We start from the raw sequence: 17,978 nt of genomic DNA on the forward strand, positions 1-17,978 counted from the left end.
ATCTAATGAAAGAATTTATACAAACACTTAAAAACATTTGGAACCTTAAGGAATTACGCGATAAAATTATATTAACGCTATCCTTAGTCCTAGTGTATAGATTCGCATCTTATATCTCTCTTCCTGCTATTAACATGGCGGAAGTAGGGAACCTTCTACAACATTACCAAAACCAAGGCGGGAACCAACAAGGGGCCGGCCTTTTGGGTTTACTTTCGTCATTTACAGGTGGAGCTTTCTCAAGAGCTTCTATCATGGCATTAGGGATTATGCCTTACATCTCGGCATCGATTATCGTGCAGTTGATGGGTATGGCAATTCCTTATTTGCAAAAATTACAGAAAGACGGTGAAAGTGGTAGAAATACACTAAACCAAATCACAAGATGGTTAACGATAGCAGTATGTTTGGTGCAAGCACCTTCATATTTAACATCGGTGACGCAGTTCTTTTTACCTTACGGACAATTCCAGTCCGCATATTACATTGACCCAAATTCCATCATGTTCTGGCTACCGAGTATTGTTATTCTAGTAGCAGGATCTGTATTTGCAATGTGGTTGGGTGAAAAGATTACTGATAAAGGTATTGGTAACGGTATCTCTATCCTTATCATGGTAGGTATCTTAGCGGATCTTCCAACAGCATTTATCCAAGAGTTTACAACGCAGACGGGTAAAGGTGGTTTTGGAACTATCATGATTCTAGTAGAAATATTGTTCTGGTTATTAGTAGTATTATTAGCTATTATTTTATCAGTTGCAGTAAGAAAGATTCCGATTCAGTATGTGAGTCGTGCGCAGGCAAGAGGTGGTGTTAACAGAAATCTGATGCAAGGTGCCAGACAATGGATTCCATTGAAGGTGAATGCTTCAGGAGTTATGCCGATTATCTTTGCACAAGCATTGATGTTCGTACCAGGATTGTTAACGAAAGTAGATGAGTCTAATACATTTTTGGCAGGCTTCAAAAATGTTTTCAGCTGGCAATACAACGTATTGTTCGCATTATTGATTATCATATTCTCATTCTTTTATACTGCGATTACAATTCCAGTTAATCAGATGGCTGATGATCTAAAACGTAATGGAGGTCTAATTCCTAAGGTAAGACCAGGGAAAGAAACCGCAGATTACTTGGATGATATTTTGTCAAAAATAACCTTGCCAGGTGCGATTTTTTTATCTATCTTTGCAGTCCTTCCGGCAATAGTGCACGGAGCGTTTGTTCAGACAGATAGATTTGCCCTGTTTTTCGGCGGGACATCCTTATTGATTATGGTTGGGGTTGTCTTAGATACCGTACAACAAATTAATACATATCTGCTGAACCATCATTATGACGGGTTGATGCAATCTAAATTATCAAGATCATCTAACGACGTATAAGAATTGTATGGCAAAACAAAAGCATATAGAACAAGACGGAGTAATTGTTGAGGCGTTGTCCAATGCAATGTTCCGTGTAGAACTTGAAAATGGGCATGTACTTATTGCCCATATTTCTGGTAAGATGAGAATGCATTACATCAAATTGCTTCCCGGAGATAAGGTTAGACTGGAGATGTCTCCATACGACTTATCAAAAGGAAGGATCACTTTTAGATACTAGTTGTCTAAATGTAATAATAGAATAAAATTAAGAAAATTACTCTCAAATGAAAGTTAGAGCATCTATTAAAAAAAGAAGTGCTGATTGCAAAATTGTACGTAGAAAAGGCGTATTGTTCGTAATCAACAAGAAGAACCCTAAATTTAAACAAAGACAAGGTTAACAACCACTATTAAATTATGGCGAGAATTGCAGGTATTGATTTACCAAAGAACAAAAGAGGCGTTATCGGTCTTACTTATATCTACGGTATAGGAAGAAGTACAGCTTCAGAAATTTTGAAGAACGCTGGAATCAGCGAAGACAAGAAAGTCAACGAATGGAATGACGATGAATTGGCTGCCATCAGAGGTTTTATCTCAGACAACATCAAAGTTGAAGGAGAATTACGTTCTGAAGTGCAATTGAACATTAAGCGATTAATGGACATAGGATGCCAACGAGGAATACGTCACAGACTGGGATTACCTTTAAGAGGCCAAAGAACTAAAAATAATTCTAGAACCCGTAAAGGAAAGAGAAAAACTGTTGCTAACAAGAAAAAGGCAAGTAAATAATCTGTAGAATTTATTATGGCAAAACAAACTAAAGTTGTTAAGAAAAGAAAAGTAAAAGTTGAAGCTATTGGTGAGGCGCATATCCAAGCATCTTTCAATAACATCATCATTTCTTTAACAAATAAAAACGGAGAAGTAATCTCTTGGGCATCTGCCGGTAAAATGGGATTCAGAGGTTCTAAAAAGAATACGCCTTTCGCAGCACAAATGGCAGCGGAAAACTGTTCTCAAGTAGCTTACGAAGCTGGTCTTAGAAGAGTTAAGGTATTTGTAAAAGGTCCAGGTGCAGGTAGAGAGTCTGCTATCAGAACTATCCACAACTCAGGTATTGAAGTTAGCGAAATTGTAGATATTACGCCAATGCCGCACAATGGATGTAGACCACCTAAAAGAAGAAGAGTTTAATTTTTAGAATTACCCCATTATGGCAAGATATATTGGACCTAAAACTAAAATTGCTAGAAAATTTGGTCAAGCAATTTACGGAGACGATAAAAATTTCGAAAAAAGAAAAAACCAACCTCCTGGACAACACGGACCTAACAAAAGAAGAGGTGCTAAGAAGTCTGAATATGCAATTCAGTTAGCTGAAAAGCAAAAAGCTAAATATACTTACGGTATTTTAGAAAGACAATTTGCTAACCTTTTTGAAAAGGCTGATAGAAGCAAAGGAGTAACAGGTGAAGTTCTTTTACAACTATGTGAGTCTAGACTAGACAATGTTGTGTACAGATTAGGTTTCGCAAAAACGAGATCTGCTGCAAGACAATTAGTTTCTCACAAACATATCACTGTTAATGGTGAGTTGGTAAACATTCCTTCTTATTTATTAAAAGCTGGTGATGTAATTGCTGTAAGAGAAAAATCAAAATCACTAGAAGTAGTAGCTAATGCATTAGCATCAAAAGCAAATTACGAGTGGTTACAATTCAATGACGAGAAGAAAGAAGGTACTTTCGTTTCTGCTCCTGAAAGAATCCAAATTCCGGAAGACATCAAGGAACAGTTAATCGTCGAATTATACTCTAAATAATAATTTTTTCAAATTTTTGCTCAACCAAACTATGGCAATTTTAACATTTATAAAACCAGATAAAGTAATCCTACTTAATTCTACAGAGTTCAAAGGTCAATTCGAGTTTAGACCTCTTGAGCCAGGATTTGGATTAACAATCGGTAATGCATTGAGAAGAGTTTTGCTTTCTTCTCTGGAAGGATATGCTATTTCATCTATCAAAATAGAAGGCGTAGAGCACGAATTTTCAACTATTCCAGGTGTGATTGAAGATGTTACGGAAATCATACTTAATCTTAAACAACTACGTCTAAAAGCTACAACAGAAAATGCAACTAACGAGCAAGTTAATGTGAAAATTTCTGGACAAGAAGTAATTACTGCTGGTGACTTAGGAAAAGGGATGAACAATTTTGAAGTTCTTAACCATGACCTCGTTATCTGTAATGTTACTAAAGATGTAAACTTTGAGATTACTTTCAATATTGAAAAAGGTAGAGGATACGTTCCATCGGAACAAAACAAGTCAAACAATGCACCTATCGGTACTATTGCGATTGACTCTATCTTTACTCCAATTAAAAAAGTGCAATATAGTGTTGAGAACTATCGTGTAGAGCAAAAAACAGACTACGAAAAACTTGTTTTGGATATTGAGACAGATGGTTCTATCAGTCCTCAAAACGCATTAACAGAAGCTTCTAAGATCTTGATCTACCACTTCATGTTATTCTCTGATGAGAGAATTACCTTGGAGACAGAAGCGGTTAAAGCATCTATCCAATACGACGAAGAAACACTTCATACAAGACAACTACTTAAGTCAAAATTAGCAGATATGGATCTTTCTGTAAGAGCCCTTAACTGTCTAAAAGCTGCAGAAGTAGAAACGCTTGGAGAACTTGTAGCTTTCAGTAAGTCTGATTTGATGAAATTCAGAAATTTTGGTAAAAAATCTTTAACAGAACTTGAAGAATTGGTTCACGCAAAAGGACTAAATTTCGGGTTTGATGTTGCAAAATATAAGTTAGACGCTGATAAATAATCCTTACAATGAGACACGGAAAGAAAATCAATCACTTAGGTAGAACGGCGCCGCACAGAAAAGCAATGCTGTCTAACATGGCTTGTTCCCTAATTGAACATAAAAGAATCAACACTACAGTTGCTAAAGCAAAAGCTTTAAGAACCTATGTTGAACCTCTTCTTACTAAAGCTAAAGAAGATACAACTCACAACAGAAGAACTGTATTCTCTTACCTACAAAGTAAAGAAGCTGTTACAGAACTTTTCAGAACTGTAGCACCAAAAATCGCTGAAAGAAACGGCGGTTATACAAGAATCATCAAAACTGGTTTCAGACTTGGTGATGCAGCAGATATGGCTATGATCGAGTTGGTGGACTTCAACGAGCTTTACAACCCTAAAGCAGAAGAGAAGAAAACAACAAGAAGAAGTAGAAAACCTGCTACTAAAAAAGAGGAAACAGCTCCAGTTGCTGAAACGAAAGTTGAAGAAACGCCAGCTGCAGAAACTTCTACAGAAGAAAAAACTGAAGAATAATTCAGTTTTTATCAATACCAAAAACGCCTTGCAATTTGTAAGGCGTTTTTATTTTTATACTTGGCAGAAATCTATTACATTTGTCGAAATATGCAGTATGAAGTATTTTTTTAGTTGGTTATTTAGCCTAAGTTTTTTATGGGCTTTTAACCAAAATAGCGAGGTAAATGCGATAGATCTCCCAAAAATTCCTTCCAATATCAGCCTTCCCATTGAGATTCCTATTTCAGAAATTGAACACCTTGTTAACAAATCGGTTACAGGGACTATTTATGAAGACAAATCTTTCACAGATAACAACAACGATCAGTTCAAAGTTAAGGTTAACAAGCAATCAAATATTAGAATAAAAGCTTTGACGAATAATCGATTGATGATTTCTGTCCCGTTACAGATTTGGGCCGAAAAAGGTTATGGCACAATGGGCGTGTATGTTTACAAAGACACGAGTTTTAATCTGGTGATGAATTTTATTTCCAGCATTTCTACCAATCCAGATTGGACGCTAACAACTTCGACGCAAAGTGCAGGATTTGTGTGGAAAGACAAGCCTGTATTGGATTATGGAAAAGTAAAGATACCCATTGCAAGTTTTGTAGAATCGACTTTAAAGGAACAACAAAACAAATTCACTTCTGTGATAGATACACAAATTAAAAGTTCGTTTAAGCTACAACCTTACTTGGTTTTGGCATGGAATCAATTTGCAAAACCGATTAACATTTCTCAAGAATATAATACGTGGTTGAAAATAACACCACAAAAAACTTATCTTAAACCTATCGAAGTTTTTGCCGATAAAATAAAAACGAATGTTGGGCTGGCTTTGGTTTCTGAGACTTTTGTTGGGCTAGTACCGTCGGCTTCTGCTTTGGTAAAACAAGTTCCCAATTATATTTCTAAAAGCGAGATTTCGGATGATTTTGTGTTGCAGACAACAACGAATATCAGTTTTCACCAGGCCACAATTTTGGCAGAACAACAGTTTTTGAATAAAGAAATAGAACTAGGAAGTCCTTCTAGAAAAGTTAAAGTAGAAGCAATTTCGGTTTTTCCGGATAAGGATGAGATAGTCCTTGAGATCCGAACATCGGGTTATGTCAATGGGACGTCAACTGTCAAAGGAAAACCAGCTTATGATGAAGCGAATCAAAAAATAGTATTATCCGATACCGATTTTAATCTTAAAACTAAAAATGTTTTTCAAAAAGCAGTGACTGTCTTGTTCGAGGGTAAAATTCGAAAAATGCTTGAACAAGAATATGGTATCCCGATGCAGGATATGATTGCGTCTTCTAAAGAAAGTATTAAGGAAAGCTTTAATAAAGAGTATTTTCCAGGCTTGAAATTAGCGGGACAAGTTGTGGATCTGAGACCAAGTCAATTTATCTTAACACCTACCTACATTACCGCTGTGGTTGATACCAAAGCAAAATTACAATTGGTAATTTCTGGACTGAATTTTTAGTATATTTAAAGGAAAAATATGAAAATAAAATCAATTTGTTTTAGTGTTTTAATCTCAGCATTTGCCTTTGCACAAGAAAGTGCGCCTATGCATATTCAGAATATGAGTAATGATGCGAGAAGTTTATTATTGAAAGATGGGTACAAAGCGAATTTGGAAACCGAAGGAAATCCTTATTTGGGAAATGACAGCTTCAGAGAAGCCAAAATCGGTAATAATGAAAAGTTGACAAGTGTGCGGTATAATGCATCTTTGGATGCTTTTGAATTTCTACAAAACGGACAAATGCTGCTTATGGGAAAAGAGGATTGGTACAGCCCAATATATTTTCCAGATTTAAAAAATACGGTCATACTTGCGGAATACACGTATAAAGGAAAGAAAATTAAAGGCTACTTGTTTGAATATATTAATGGACAAGATGTTAGCGCATATAGAAGGATTTCGAGAAAATTTAAGAAAGGAGAATATGCGGCTTCGTCTTTTGATAAAGATATGCCAAACCGTTTCATAGAAGAACCAGATGTATATTATCTTAGACTAGCAGATGGTAAATTTGTTGAATTTCCTAAGAATAAAAAGAAACTTATTGCTCTTTTTCCAGATAAAGGAGAAACCATTAATAAAAATATAAAGACCAATGATTTTGATTTTAATACCATGAAGCAAATCATTATGATTCTCAATAAAAAAAGTTCTGAATAATTTCAGAACTTTTTTGTTGGATAATACTTAAAAAAAAATACTATTGATTAAAATTTGTCATATAAATTGTTCTGGCCAAATTGGCTGTTGCAAAATCGACAATGACCATTCCTAAGTAATTGTTTTGATTTTCACTTTCGGCATAATAGTCAAGTATTTTTGGATTGATAACGTTGGAGACATTTTTTATTTTGTTTCCCGAAGAACCTTGCAATTGTCCACTGGTAAAGTTAAAATAGAATTTTCTATTGTCTCTGCTCATGCTTTGTTCTTTTTTACTGAGGTCGTTAACTTCTTTTATCTGATTAAATTTAGTAGTATTAGATTGCACTTTATAGACATCTTGAAAATAGTAATTCACTTTGTCGGTGTTGGTCACGTCGGCTATTGCATTATCTGGCCAATTAGAATAAGTATTGATTCCAAAATTATCTCCTGATATAAAGCGTCTTACCAGAACAATTTTCCCCCTTACTTTCCCCAAATCCGGAATCTTATTGCCCAGATAAAACAAATTAGGATAAGCTTGTGTATATTGATAGAAGCGCTGTGAGTAGGTATTGTTCGTAATGTTTGATTTTTCTTGTTTAACACTCATAATGATCGTTTCTGATGGATTAGCGGCAAGAAAAGATCGACATGTCTTTAGCACATCATCAAAATCTTGTTTTTGGTCCACAGAGCCATGGTATATTTTAAACTCGCCATCTTTATAATTACATCTAATATCTAAATACCGAATACCAAAATTGAGCTGGTCTGCGATGGAGTGATCTTGGGTTTTCGCATACGTGGTAAATCCCAAAGTGTTGCCATCATGGAGTGCGCCAGAATCATGGGTGCCAGGTATAGAAATAAAATGTAAAGGTCTGTTATCTCCAAAAAAACTCATCCAGTTATTAGCCTGTGGCGTTGTTGTAATCTTTTTGTCAGTTGTATGAAATGACAAAAGAGGTAATATGGAGAAAAGTAACAAAAAGTAAATTTTATTTATTTTCATAATGACTATTTTTTTAAAAAATAGCAGCACAAAACGTAGTTCGTGCTGCTAAATATTCAATTATTGATGAATTGTCATATTATTTCTTAATAATTTTATGACTTGATTTTTGGGCTTTAATGATATAAAGACCCGCTGGTAATCCCGTAATATCAATTTGATTTTTACCTACTTTCACATTGATGGTTTTAATAAACTGTCCTGTGATGTTGTAGATGGCAACAGTTTCCTGTTGTGGAGAATCGATAATGAAAACACCAGATGTTGGATTTGGATATACCTTAGCCGTGGCGTGAGTATTGTTGTCGACAGTTGATAAACTACTGTCTTTAAAGTACTCGTATGCGCCAAGATCAATAACCAGATTTTCTAATCTCTTATTGCCCAATACATCAAGGTCAATATTGATATCATTTCCTGAAGCAATATAATCATCATTGTTACCTCGGTCGATAGCCTCACTTGTAGATTTTAATCTAAAATCATTGTTGTCAACATCTTCAAATTCTGGATCGAATGTAAAGTAGTTGATGTTGTTACTTAAATGTGGTGTACTTCCTGGATTCATCACTGTATTAGCAATGGTGAAATAGGTTTCGTTACCACCTGTAAGGTTAGTAATAACACCTCCCTTGCGCTTATTGTTCCATAGGATGCTGTTATAGACTTCGAATTTTCCGTTAGCTTTAACATGTAGTGCACCGCCGTTCTCGTTTGTGTTACTAGTATTATTAACGATTGTTGAATTAACAACTTTAATTAATGCATAGTCATTAGAGTACATTGCGCTACCATCTCCATTGCTCACGTTATTGTGTAAAATTGAGTTTACTACATTGATTTTGGCATTTTTCTCGGCATATAACCCAGCTCCGCGCTCGTCACTTTTATTGTTTCTTACGACAACATTTTTAAGATTAATCGTTGCGTCTTCTGCATAAACGCCACCGCCATAATAATGTGCAATACCATTAACATTGCCTTCTCCCACTGCGTCAGCTCCTTCTATAATAACATTCTCTAACGAAGCTACTACATTTTTTCCGTTGCTTTTTGATGTTACAATGATATGATGGTTTTTATCAACAGCACCAGATAGGATTGTTCCTGGAATTGCATCTCCTTTTTCCTGAATACCAGTTACTGGATTGTAGTTACCATATACAATTACATTGTTAGGAATAAAGAATGCATGTTTTTTCTTGTCACCATTAATATCAACTTCGAAATCAGAATCGATTTTTTCATTATCGTCATCACTAGAAGGTCTACCTTGGTCATTTCTGTAAGTTTTAGTATTATAACTATACATTGGTTTTTGTGTACCTTTAGCGACATAGATTTTTAATGGGTTTTGTGCAGTATATGTATTATTCATTCTGCTTACCCATTGTAACGCATCTGCAAGGTTTGGCATTGCATTAGCCCAAGTGTCTCCTGTTTTGTCACTAGTAGATGATACATTAGAGTCAACATAAAGTGCTATTGGATTTTTTGCTACAGACTTGATACTTTCAATAGCGCCAATATCGATAGAATTTTCTTTAATTCTGGTATTGCCATAGACATCCAAGTCAGTTGCCGAGCCTACTGCTAGATAATAGTTTTTATCACCAGCATTAATAGCAGAACTTGTTGGTTGCAATGAATAATCTTCGTTTGCAGCGTCTACAAATTTTGGATCATAGCTTTTGAAGTTGATTCTACCTCCATTTTCGCCGTCATTGTGACCATCTCCATCTCCCACAAGGTTACTTTTTCTGTTGATAATAGAATTGTTAACATTCCATCCATAATCATTACTATTACCTCCTGTAAGGTTTGCAAAACCATTCTTGTTTCTATTGTTCCAAACAATACAGTTTTGAATGTAATAATCTGCACCATTGGCGATATGTACAGCGCCTGTAGGACCACTAGATGTAGTAAGGTTGTCTACAATTGTTGTATTTACAATCTTAACAGAGGTATCACCGTCGTTTGCATATATTGCACTTCCTTCTCCGTCTATCTTATTTTTAAATAGTAAAGAGTTAGATAGTACGATATCACTATTGCCTTCCGCATACAGAGCAGCTGCTCTACCATAATTTCCGTTAGATCCAGTAATACTTTCATTGTTTTTGAAAATAGAACTATGAATTTTCAGACGGGTATTATCAGCATAGATACCAGCTCCATAATGTTGGTTAATGCCTTCACCATTGATTGTAGCACCACCTAATCCGTTAGCTTTACCTCCTGTAATGGTTACACCATCAAGTTTACTGAAAACATTTACATCAGCATCTTTATCTCCTGCAGATACCACAACGTGATAACTTTTATCATTACCCGATAAAATGGTTTGTGCAGTTTGTGTATTTCTCTGTGAACCGTTGTCAGGATCATAGCCACCATAGATATGAACATTTTTTACCATTAAGAAGGTCTTATCAACTTCTGCAGAATATTTGTTAAAATCTACAGCATTATATTTTGGAGTATAAGTACCTTTTGCAACTTTTATTGTTAATTTTCCAACAGGATCAATTCTTTGGTTTATCCATTTTAAAGCATCTGCAAGTTCTCCTACAGGATTGTTCCAGTCTGATCCATTACCAGTTGCTCCTTTCTTTACATAAAGTGTATTGTCTGCACTTGGTTTTATTACATTTTCTGATTGATTTTCGATAGCTCCTAAATCTAGTTTACCAAAAAGTCTTGGGTTAGCTGCTATATCGTAATCCTCTCCAGTGAAAGGTTTTGCTAAACTTTTATAAATTTCGTAGTCACCTTGGTCTAAAGCAGGACTAGCGTTTGTCGAATCTAACGAGTAATCTCTATTAATGGCATCTTTGAATTCTGGATCGTAAATCAAAAAGTTGATTTTTCCATTATTTTCTCCATTATCATGAGAATCATTACCATGGTTACCATCTTTGTTCATAATACTACGATTAACTACAAAATTGGCATCGATACCACCAGTCATATTGGCGTTTACATTAGACTTGTTTTTATTATTCCAAATAATACTGTTTTGGATATTAAAAGTTCCATTGTCTGCTACGTGTAATGCGCCACCTCCAGCATTATTAGATTTGTTATCTGCGATGGTTGAATTAATAATATTTACTTTCGCCTTATTATTAGAAAAGACAACACTACCACCTTCTGTACCATTAGCTACAACGTTATCATATGCTAAAGTATTGAACATGTAAAGATTGGATCCATCTCTGTCTGCGTATACAAATCCACCTCTTTCGTTAGCTTTGTTATTATTAGCTACTATATTTTTTAAATATAAATTAACAGGTTTGCTAGAGTTTTCTGCTACCACATATACACCTGCGCCTTTATCTCTATTAATATCATGGCCATTAACATTGTAGCTATTAGTTCCATTTGCAGTAGAATTCTGAAGTTGGAAACTTTCTAAAACAGAATTGTTAGAATTTTCTCCAGCAGCAATTACTAGGTGATAACTATTAGCTCCATTAAGGACAGTTTTCTTATCTCCTAAAACGCTAGTTTGCTTGCCTGTAGTTGGATCATAACTTCCAGAAACATGAACATTCTTAACCATTACAAAAGAACGATTTTTTGTATCTGTCTCACGTTCTAAATTAGCTGGATTATATAAAGGCTCATATGTGCCAGATGCAACTTTAATTTTTAAAGGATTTTCAGCTGTAAAGGATTTGAAGGTGCTTTGTTGGTTAGCCCATTTTAAAGCATCGGCTAGTTCATTAAATGCATTGATCCAATTGCTTCCATTTCCTGTTCCAGTAGCGTCTTTTTTAACATATAAAGTATTGGCTACGTCTGGTTTAATAGGTGCTTCGTTCTCGAATGCTCCAATATCAATTGTACCATCTACGACTCTTGACTTACCAAATATGTCTTGGTCAGGAATACTGCCCACATAAGTAGTGTAATAATTATTATCACCTTGATTAATTGCTGAACTTAACTGTTGTAAAGTATAATTACCTCCTAGGGAATTTACAAATAAAGGATTGAAAGATCTGAAATTGATTTTTCCAGCATTATCACCATTATTGTGACCATTTCCTCCTTCACCATCTGGGTTGCTATTGGCATTAATTATAGAATTGTAAACTTCAAAATTGGAACTATTACTAGAACCACCCGTAAGATTCAATAATTTTTGCGAAGTGTTGATATTGTTCCAGGAAATAGTATTGTAAATATAAAACTTACCACCTGCTTTTACATGCAGAGCACCACCGCTGTCACTTTTAGAAAGGTTATTCGCTACCGTAGTATTTATAACTTTCGCAACAGCATTATCGTTTAGATAAATTGCACTACCCTCTAATGTTGTATCAAATTTTGATGGTTCGTTATTATGTAATAAGCTATTAGAAATAACTAGTTCACCATCAGATTTTTCAACATATATTGCGCTTCCACGTTCTAATGCTTTGTTACCTGTGAATATTAATTTATTTGTTTTTATTTTAGCGCCTTGGATCATTAGACCACCTCCAAATTTACTACTTAGAGACTGTCCATTGACATCCATGTTATCGCCGCCATCAGCGTTACCACCTCTGATTTTGAAGCCATCCAATACAGCGCCAGTAGATTTTGCTCCTGCCGCTATAACGACATGTTTTCTATTAGGTCCATATAGCTCGGATAAACTAGAGTTCATATTTCTCTGAGCTAATGTTATAATGCCATTTTCTGGATCAAAACTTCCGTATATTTTAACATTTTTAGATAGTAAGAAGCTCGTTTTTTTAGGATCAGCATCTAGATTAAAATCAAATGCGTTGTATATAGGTTGATATTGACCCTTTGCTACATATATTGTCGTCCCAGCGAAATTATCTTGATAATTTGTACTACCCGGTATTAATGTAGCTGATTTCTCTGTTCTAAAATTTACTAATTGTAATAAATCAGCAAGATTAGGTAATGCATTTTCCCAACTGTTGCCAGAGCCATTCCCTCCAGTTGCGTTGGGGTTAACGTAGACTATGCTACCAAATGTAAATGGTTTTTGATTTTGATATGCACCAATATCTAGACGAGTTCCATTTTTTCTAGGATTACCATTAAGGTCTCGAGTATTGCCTCCTCCGTTTTCATCGAGATAAGAGACTTTACCTTTATCGATTGCATAACTTGTACTTTTTAGACTAAAATCATTATTCGCATAATCAGTAAACTGAGGATATTCATGATATACCAAATTTCTATATTGCTCACCGTAATAGTTCGCAGTGTTGTTATTAACAATAGAATTTCTCATCACAAAATCTGAAGCCGATCCTCCAGACATCCCAGAAAGACCTCCGCCTCCTTTGGTATTATTCCAAAGGATAGTATTGTAAACATAAAACTTACCACTTTGTCTTACATGTAATGCACCTCCGTTACTAGTATTTTCTGAAGCATTTTTAACAATCGTAGAGTTTACAATATATGCTTTTGCTTGTTCACTAAGATAAACCGCACTACCGTCACCATTAGCCTTATTGTTGTAGATCTCGGTGTTAATCAATGTGATTTTAGCATTTGATCTCTCCGCATATATAGCGCCACCACGGTCAACGGCATAATTATTATAAAAACGTGAGTTGAGTATGTTCAAAGTAGCATCTTTAACATGTACAGCTCCACCAAAGCCTCTGAACAACCCGTTAGCAGAATTGGTACCATCAGCCTTACCATTGACAATGCTAACTCCATCTAAGGTTCCAAAATCTGTTTCTTGCACAACAACAACATTGTAATAATATGCAGCGTTATTGTATGCACCCGATAAAATAGTTTCATTGTCTTTTGAAAAATTTCTCTGAGATTCTGTTACAATACCCTTGTCAGGATTAAAGCCACCATATACAGACACGTCATGAGGGATTCTAAAGCTTAAATCTCTATTGTTTGCATTTTGAACATTGTAAGTCTTGTCTCTTGTAGGGCTATACGTCCCTTTTGCAACATATATTTTAGCGACAGTACCATTTTGCTTAGCTTTTGCAAGCACTGCACCAAGGTCACCATGGGCATTCTCCCAAGAATTACCTGCGCTATTTGCTGTAGAAGCCCCTTGCTTCACATAAAATACATTGTTGCTATTTGCTGTTTGAGCATTAATTAGCCCAACTGTTAACAGCAAACCCAATGTAAAGATTTGTCTTTTCATGTTTAAAAAATTAATTTAAAAAGGTTGATTATTTAAGATATTTCTCCGAGTATCATTTTCCTATCACTACAAGGTAGAATAGAACGGTTATTAAAGTTTTTGGATACTATCGGTATCCGCAACAAATATCAAATAATCAGTAAACCTCTTTGTGTAATTTTGAGTTACAAATCCGTTACAAAGTTTAAGTTACTGTTAGTCAGTTGGTTGTTTTGGGCGGTTTTATGCGGGTTTTTAGTTTTGAGAGTTTGATTAAATATTTTTGTCTACAAACTCATAGGCCTGAATTTGTTCTGAAAGCTCTATTTTTTTCTTTATTCGATACCACGTAACGCGTAAAGATGAAGGTGAAATTCCCAAAGTAGAAGCTATTTGTGAGCTTGACATATTTAGCTTTATCAAGCAAAGGTATCTTATTTCTGCGGTGGTAAGTTGTGGATATTTTTGTATTAATTTTAGGATAAAATAGGGGTAGAATTTTATGAATTTTTGTTTAAAAATTTCCCATTCTTCGTTGGTCAAAATAGTAGAGCTTTTTAGCGCTTTCAGTTCTTCTGAGTCCACTTGTTGGCTTTCAATGGCTTCTATTAATTTGGACTTTTCCTCCAGTTTATTTTTAAATTCTTTAATCTGTGTTTGTACTTTGATCTGCTCTTCTTTGGTTTTCTCAATTAAGATGTCTTTCTGTTTGAGCTTTCGTTCTTTTTCTCTTAGCGATAATTTCGCACGTTTTTTGTACCGACGAAACAAGTACACCAAGAGAAAAATAATTATCAAACCTACAACGGCGAAAATTCCTAAAAGCCTAACAATACTTTTTGTCTTAATAGCTTTGTTAATTTCTGACTGTTTGGTTTCGTTAGGATTGTCTTGACTGGTTTTAAGCGCATTTTTTTCATCACGATATTTAGTGGCGTACTTTTCAGAAGCGTCTTTATTTCCTAATGCTTTGTAGGTTTTGGACAAGCCAAGAAGTGTTTTTAATCTTGTGTTCTTGTCAGCGCCAGTCAGGTTGGTTGCAGTTAAGGCTTTATCATAATTAGTAAGCGCTTCTTTGTATTTTCCTTCGTTAAAATCACATTGTGCAAGTAATGCTAAGACTTTCCCTTCGTTGTAATATTCTTTTTGTTCGTGAGATTTTATGTAGCTTTCTGTAAGTAAAGGCTTTGCATCGTTGCATTTGTTCTGTAATATCAAAGCTTGACCTATTCCTCCTTTGGCTACTATAGACCAGTCAAACGTATTGTGGTCTCCCGGGAAATAATAGATTGGTTTTCTATTATTTTTAAAAAAATCATTAGAAACTTGATCTAGTTTTGTATAATAATATAGACCTTTTTCGGGTTGGTTTATTTCGTTATAACAAGCGCCTAAGAGATCCAAAAGTCTAAAATAGACCTTATAGTCTACAATGTTTTTATCCTTTTCTAAAAGCACAAGGCCTTTTTTTGCATGGGAAATAGTTTTGTTAAAATCTTGTCTTCCATAATATCTATAAGATAAATAAAAATGCCTCCTGTATAATGTTGGGAAATATTTTTCACCAATTTTTTCTTGCTGATAAATAACTTTGTATTTGTCGTCTAGGTTTTTTATAGTATCGTAGGTGTAGTCTTTTTCATTGTAAACACTTTGCAGTTCAAGTGACAACTGTTTGTCTCCAATTTTTTTAACATCTTCTTCTATGGCTTTTTTTAATTTATTCATAGAATACTGGTCAGTTTTCATGTTCAGCATATAGAATATGGCCTCACTATACATCAATAATCTTAAAGAAATACGAATGTCTGGTTTTTCGCGCAAGTGCAACTCAATTTTCTTAACCAGGTCAAGCGCGTTTTTGTTGTTAAAATTTTTATAGAGATCTTGTTCGGTTTTATGATAGGAAATTGTTTGATACAGAGAAGAGTCGGACCAAGCTTCTATTAGTTCTTCAGAAGTTAAAGATTGCGCTTTGGAAAATGAAATACTGATAAGACAAAAAAATAGTAAAAACCTCTTCATGGAAAATATAGTAGAATAACTGTCAAAGATAACTAATTTTGATTTTTAAACAATTGAATTTATTGTCATAATTGATTATTGTAGGCATAAAATTGTTCATATTGGATTATTTTAATCAAATTATTAATAATTCTAAATAAAATTATTAAATACGCAATTGCTTGATTGTTAAAAGATTTGATTGTTTTAAGTTAATTGTAGCGCTTTTGTAACGCTCAAATTTTTATCTTATCACCGATTTTTTTGTTTTTTTGAGCTTTCCAATTATTTATGAACACTACATGCACAAAGTCTTTTAATAACAAGGCAAAAACAATCCGAAAAAAATATAAATTTTCGAACCTGATTTTATCTCTTCTTGTCATGGGCTTTGGAACTAAGATGCAAGCGCAATCTTATATCGAGAATTTTGTCGAAATTCAGGATCTTGCGTACAAAGATTGGCATATGAAAAATCAGAGTTCTGCATTAGGAAAGAATGATTGGTCGCAAGGCGATGTTAAAGTTTTTTCTGCCTACGAAGGAGGAGCAAAAGATTATATTGCGGCCAATTATAACAATGCAAGCGGTTTTGGAAACGATAATAACATTAGCAATTGGTTGATAACGCCGAACAGGATTTTTAGAAATGGCGATACTTTTAGTTTTTACACGAGAAAAAGGCTGAACACGATTCCAGATCGTTTAGAAGTGCGTTTTAGTAATAATGGAGCTAGCACAGACACAGGAAATTCTGCGACAGATGTTGGTGATTTTTCTAAAATCCTACTTACAATTAATCCGGCTCTTACAAAAACAGATTATCCTACAGATTGGAAAAAGTACACAGTTACAATTTCGGATCTCGACCAGCCTACTTCGGGACGTATTGCTTTTCGTTATTATGTTACTAATGCTGGCTTAGAAGGTATGAACTCGGATTTTATAGGGATTGATACAGTAGAATATACAGAGTCCAAAACATTGCACACGACGAATGCTTCAGTTGCACACGAAATTAAAATTTACCCAAATCCTGTTAAAGATATTTTGTTTATCAATTCAAAGAAAGAGATTCACAAAGTTGTAATTTTATCTATTGATGGGAAAAAAGTTTTTGAGAAAAAAAGCAAAAACTTAAATAGTGTCGATGTAAGACAATTGAACAAAGGTGTTTATATCATTAACATTTATACAGAAAATAAACATGAAATCTTGAGGTTTATCAAGGATTAATGAGCCGTTTACGTGAGGCTACCAGGAAAGGCTACTAGGAAAATAGTTATGACAAAAACTAAAAATCCGCGTTAAGCCATTGGTTTAGCGCGGATTCTAGTGGAGTTGGAGGGATTCGAACCCTCGTCCAAACAAGCAATACATAGGCTTTCTACATGCTTATTCTGTTATTGGTTTTCGACCCAAAGCAGACAACAGACCGCCAACTTTGAGCTTATCTTCTAAAATTTTCGAGCTTTGGTCAAAGTGCCCAAAACCTTATTTCTGCATTCCTATGCCCCAAAATCCAACGCCGCAGAACAGAGCGATGGCGAGACATCTTGCTTCCTTACTATCTTCGGGAAAGCGCTTGTACCTACTAAACTTCGGATTAAGCTGCAAGAGCGAACTCTTCGTTGCCAGTTAAAAATTTGTAGCAAGGGATTTAAGAGATCGCGCTACGGTTCTCTGCATGCTTACTTATACATTGGTCTTGCTGTCGAAACCAGTCAACCCCATAAGTGTCTGCAAAGATACAAAAATTATATCGTGTTTTTTATTAACTGGGATAATCTACAGAATAGAAAAAGCTCTAAGTGGTTCTGTTTGTTTTTTAAATGCTGATAATTAGCCGTTTATGTTTGGATGTTTAAACTTGGATTGGTTGAAATGGAATAAAACAACAAGGAGGTTTG

At 34.8% G+C, this 17,978-nt stretch carries 14 protein-coding genes and 1 other RNA gene; 11 read left to right on the forward strand and 4 right to left on the reverse strand.

Features of this window, described 5'->3' with window-relative positions; all coding sequences use genetic code 11:
- The first annotated feature begins 5 nt into the window (after positions 1 to 5).
- The 10 genes from secY (at position 6) to ACVFVN_RS07495 (ending at position 6,919) form a co-directional block, all read left to right on the forward strand.
- The gene (gene secY / locus ACVFVN_RS07450; protein WP_456234810.1) at positions 6 to 1,388 is read left to right on the forward strand and encodes a preprotein translocase subunit SecY; all 1,383 of its coding nucleotides are present in this window, start codon (positions 6 to 8) and stop codon (positions 1,386 to 1,388) included.
- 7 nt (positions 1,389 to 1,395) lie between these two features.
- Positions 1,396 to 1,611, forward strand: a complete 216-nt coding sequence (infA, locus tag ACVFVN_RS07455) for a translation initiation factor IF-1 (protein WP_165133812.1) — start codon at positions 1,396 to 1,398, stop codon at positions 1,609 to 1,611.
- A gap of 46 nt (positions 1,612 to 1,657) precedes the next feature.
- Positions 1,658 to 1,774, forward strand: a complete 117-nt coding sequence (rpmJ, locus tag ACVFVN_RS07460) for a 50S ribosomal protein L36 (RefSeq protein ID WP_007839480.1) — start codon at positions 1,658 to 1,660, stop codon at positions 1,772 to 1,774.
- A 16-nt stretch (positions 1,775 to 1,790) separates the two neighbouring features.
- Positions 1,791 to 2,168, forward strand: a complete 378-nt coding sequence (gene rpsM, locus ACVFVN_RS07465; protein WP_165133809.1) for a 30S ribosomal protein S13 — start codon at positions 1,791 to 1,793, stop codon at positions 2,166 to 2,168.
- Between the two features lie 15 nt (positions 2,169 to 2,183).
- On the forward strand, positions 2,184 to 2,573 hold the full coding sequence (gene rpsK / locus ACVFVN_RS07470; RefSeq protein WP_009087288.1) for a 30S ribosomal protein S11: 390 nt from the start codon (positions 2,184 to 2,186) through the stop codon (positions 2,571 to 2,573).
- Between the two features lie 19 nt (positions 2,574 to 2,592).
- The gene (gene rpsD, locus ACVFVN_RS07475; protein WP_165133806.1) at positions 2,593 to 3,201 is read left to right on the forward strand and encodes a 30S ribosomal protein S4; all 609 of its coding nucleotides are present in this window, start codon (positions 2,593 to 2,595) and stop codon (positions 3,199 to 3,201) included.
- 31 nt (positions 3,202 to 3,232) lie between these two features.
- Positions 3,233 to 4,228, forward strand: coding sequence for a DNA-directed RNA polymerase subunit alpha (locus ACVFVN_RS07480; protein WP_165133803.1), 996 nt, complete (start codon positions 3,233 to 3,235; stop codon positions 4,226 to 4,228).
- A gap of 8 nt (positions 4,229 to 4,236) precedes the next feature.
- Positions 4,237 to 4,746 (forward strand): 50S ribosomal protein L17, encoded by a 510-nt coding sequence (gene rplQ / locus ACVFVN_RS07485; protein WP_165133800.1) that lies wholly within the window; start codon positions 4,237 to 4,239, stop codon positions 4,744 to 4,746.
- Between the two features lie 97 nt (positions 4,747 to 4,843).
- On the forward strand, positions 4,844 to 6,214 hold the full coding sequence (locus tag ACVFVN_RS07490) for a DUF4403 family protein (protein ID WP_456234811.1): 1,371 nt from the start codon (positions 4,844 to 4,846) through the stop codon (positions 6,212 to 6,214).
- Positions 6,215 to 6,232: 18 nt separating this feature from the next.
- Positions 6,233 to 6,919, forward strand: coding sequence for a hypothetical protein (locus tag ACVFVN_RS07495; protein WP_165133794.1), 687 nt, complete (start codon positions 6,233 to 6,235; stop codon positions 6,917 to 6,919).
- Positions 6,920 to 6,959: 40 nt separating this feature from the next.
- On the opposite strand, the gene ACVFVN_RS07500 is transcribed toward ACVFVN_RS07495, so the two are convergent.
- The 3 genes from ACVFVN_RS07500 to ACVFVN_RS07510 form a co-directional block, all read right to left on the reverse strand.
- Positions 6,960 to 7,919, reverse strand: a complete 960-nt coding sequence (locus ACVFVN_RS07500) for a phosphatidylinositol-specific phospholipase C (RefSeq protein WP_456234812.1) — start codon at positions 7,917 to 7,919, stop codon at positions 6,960 to 6,962.
- Between the two features lie 79 nt (positions 7,920 to 7,998).
- The gene (locus ACVFVN_RS07505; RefSeq protein WP_456234813.1) at positions 7,999 to 14,085 is read right to left on the reverse strand and encodes a choice-of-anchor Q domain-containing protein; all 6,087 of its coding nucleotides are present in this window, start codon (positions 14,083 to 14,085) and stop codon (positions 7,999 to 8,001) included.
- A 252-nt stretch (positions 14,086 to 14,337) separates the two neighbouring features.
- Complete coding sequence (locus ACVFVN_RS07510; RefSeq protein ID WP_456234814.1) at positions 14,338 to 16,089, reverse strand: tetratricopeptide repeat protein; 1,752 nt, start codon at positions 16,087 to 16,089, stop codon at positions 14,338 to 14,340.
- Positions 16,090 to 16,470: 381 nt separating this feature from the next.
- Here ACVFVN_RS07510 and ACVFVN_RS07515 point away from each other — a divergent pair, with 381 nt between their 5' ends.
- A complete protein-coding gene (locus tag ACVFVN_RS07515; RefSeq protein ID WP_456234843.1) occupies positions 16,471 to 17,304 on the forward strand; it encodes a choice-of-anchor J domain-containing protein in 834 nt (277 codons plus the stop codon).
- A 97-nt stretch (positions 17,305 to 17,401) separates the two neighbouring features.
- Here the strand turns inward: ACVFVN_RS07515 and ssrA are convergent.
- Positions 17,402 to 17,800: a transfer-messenger RNA gene (gene ssrA, locus ACVFVN_RS07520) on the reverse strand.
- Between the last annotated feature and the right edge of the window lie 178 nt (positions 17,801 to 17,978).

Source organism: Soonwooa purpurea (genome assembly GCF_053891095.1).

What these genes read in the sequence shown, in the direction of transcription:
- secY (WP_456234810.1), top strand. Translation starts at nt 6, where the DNA reads ATGAAAGAATTTATACAAACACTTAAAAACATTTGGAACCTTAAGGAA.
- infA (WP_165133812.1), top strand. Translation starts at nt 1,396, where the DNA reads ATGGCAAAACAAAAGCATATAGAACAAGACGGAGTAATTGTTGAGGCG.
- rpmJ (WP_007839480.1), top strand. Translation starts at nt 1,658, where the DNA reads ATGAAAGTTAGAGCATCTATTAAAAAAAGAAGTGCTGATTGCAAAATT.
- rpsM (WP_165133809.1), top strand. Translation starts at nt 1,791, where the DNA reads ATGGCGAGAATTGCAGGTATTGATTTACCAAAGAACAAAAGAGGCGTT.
- rpsK (WP_009087288.1), top strand. Translation starts at nt 2,184, where the DNA reads ATGGCAAAACAAACTAAAGTTGTTAAGAAAAGAAAAGTAAAAGTTGAA.
- rpsD (WP_165133806.1), top strand. Translation starts at nt 2,593, where the DNA reads ATGGCAAGATATATTGGACCTAAAACTAAAATTGCTAGAAAATTTGGT.
- ACVFVN_RS07480 (WP_165133803.1), top strand. Translation starts at nt 3,233, where the DNA reads ATGGCAATTTTAACATTTATAAAACCAGATAAAGTAATCCTACTTAAT.
- rplQ (WP_165133800.1), top strand. Translation starts at nt 4,237, where the DNA reads ATGAGACACGGAAAGAAAATCAATCACTTAGGTAGAACGGCGCCGCAC.
- ACVFVN_RS07490 (WP_456234811.1), top strand. Translation starts at nt 4,844, where the DNA reads ATGAAGTATTTTTTTAGTTGGTTATTTAGCCTAAGTTTTTTATGGGCT.
- ACVFVN_RS07495 (WP_165133794.1), top strand. Translation starts at nt 6,233, where the DNA reads ATGAAAATAAAATCAATTTGTTTTAGTGTTTTAATCTCAGCATTTGCC.
- ACVFVN_RS07500 (WP_456234812.1), bottom strand. Translation starts at nt 7,919, where the DNA reads ATGAAAATAAATAAAATTTACTTTTTGTTACTTTTCTCCATATTACCT.
- ACVFVN_RS07505 (WP_456234813.1), bottom strand. Translation starts at nt 14,085, where the DNA reads ATGAAAAGACAAATCTTTACATTGGGTTTGCTGTTAACAGTTGGGCTA.
- ACVFVN_RS07510 (WP_456234814.1), bottom strand. Translation starts at nt 16,089, where the DNA reads ATGAAGAGGTTTTTACTATTTTTTTGTCTTATCAGTATTTCATTTTCC.
- ACVFVN_RS07515 (WP_456234843.1), top strand. Translation starts at nt 16,471, where the DNA reads ATGCAAGCGCAATCTTATATCGAGAATTTTGTCGAAATTCAGGATCTT.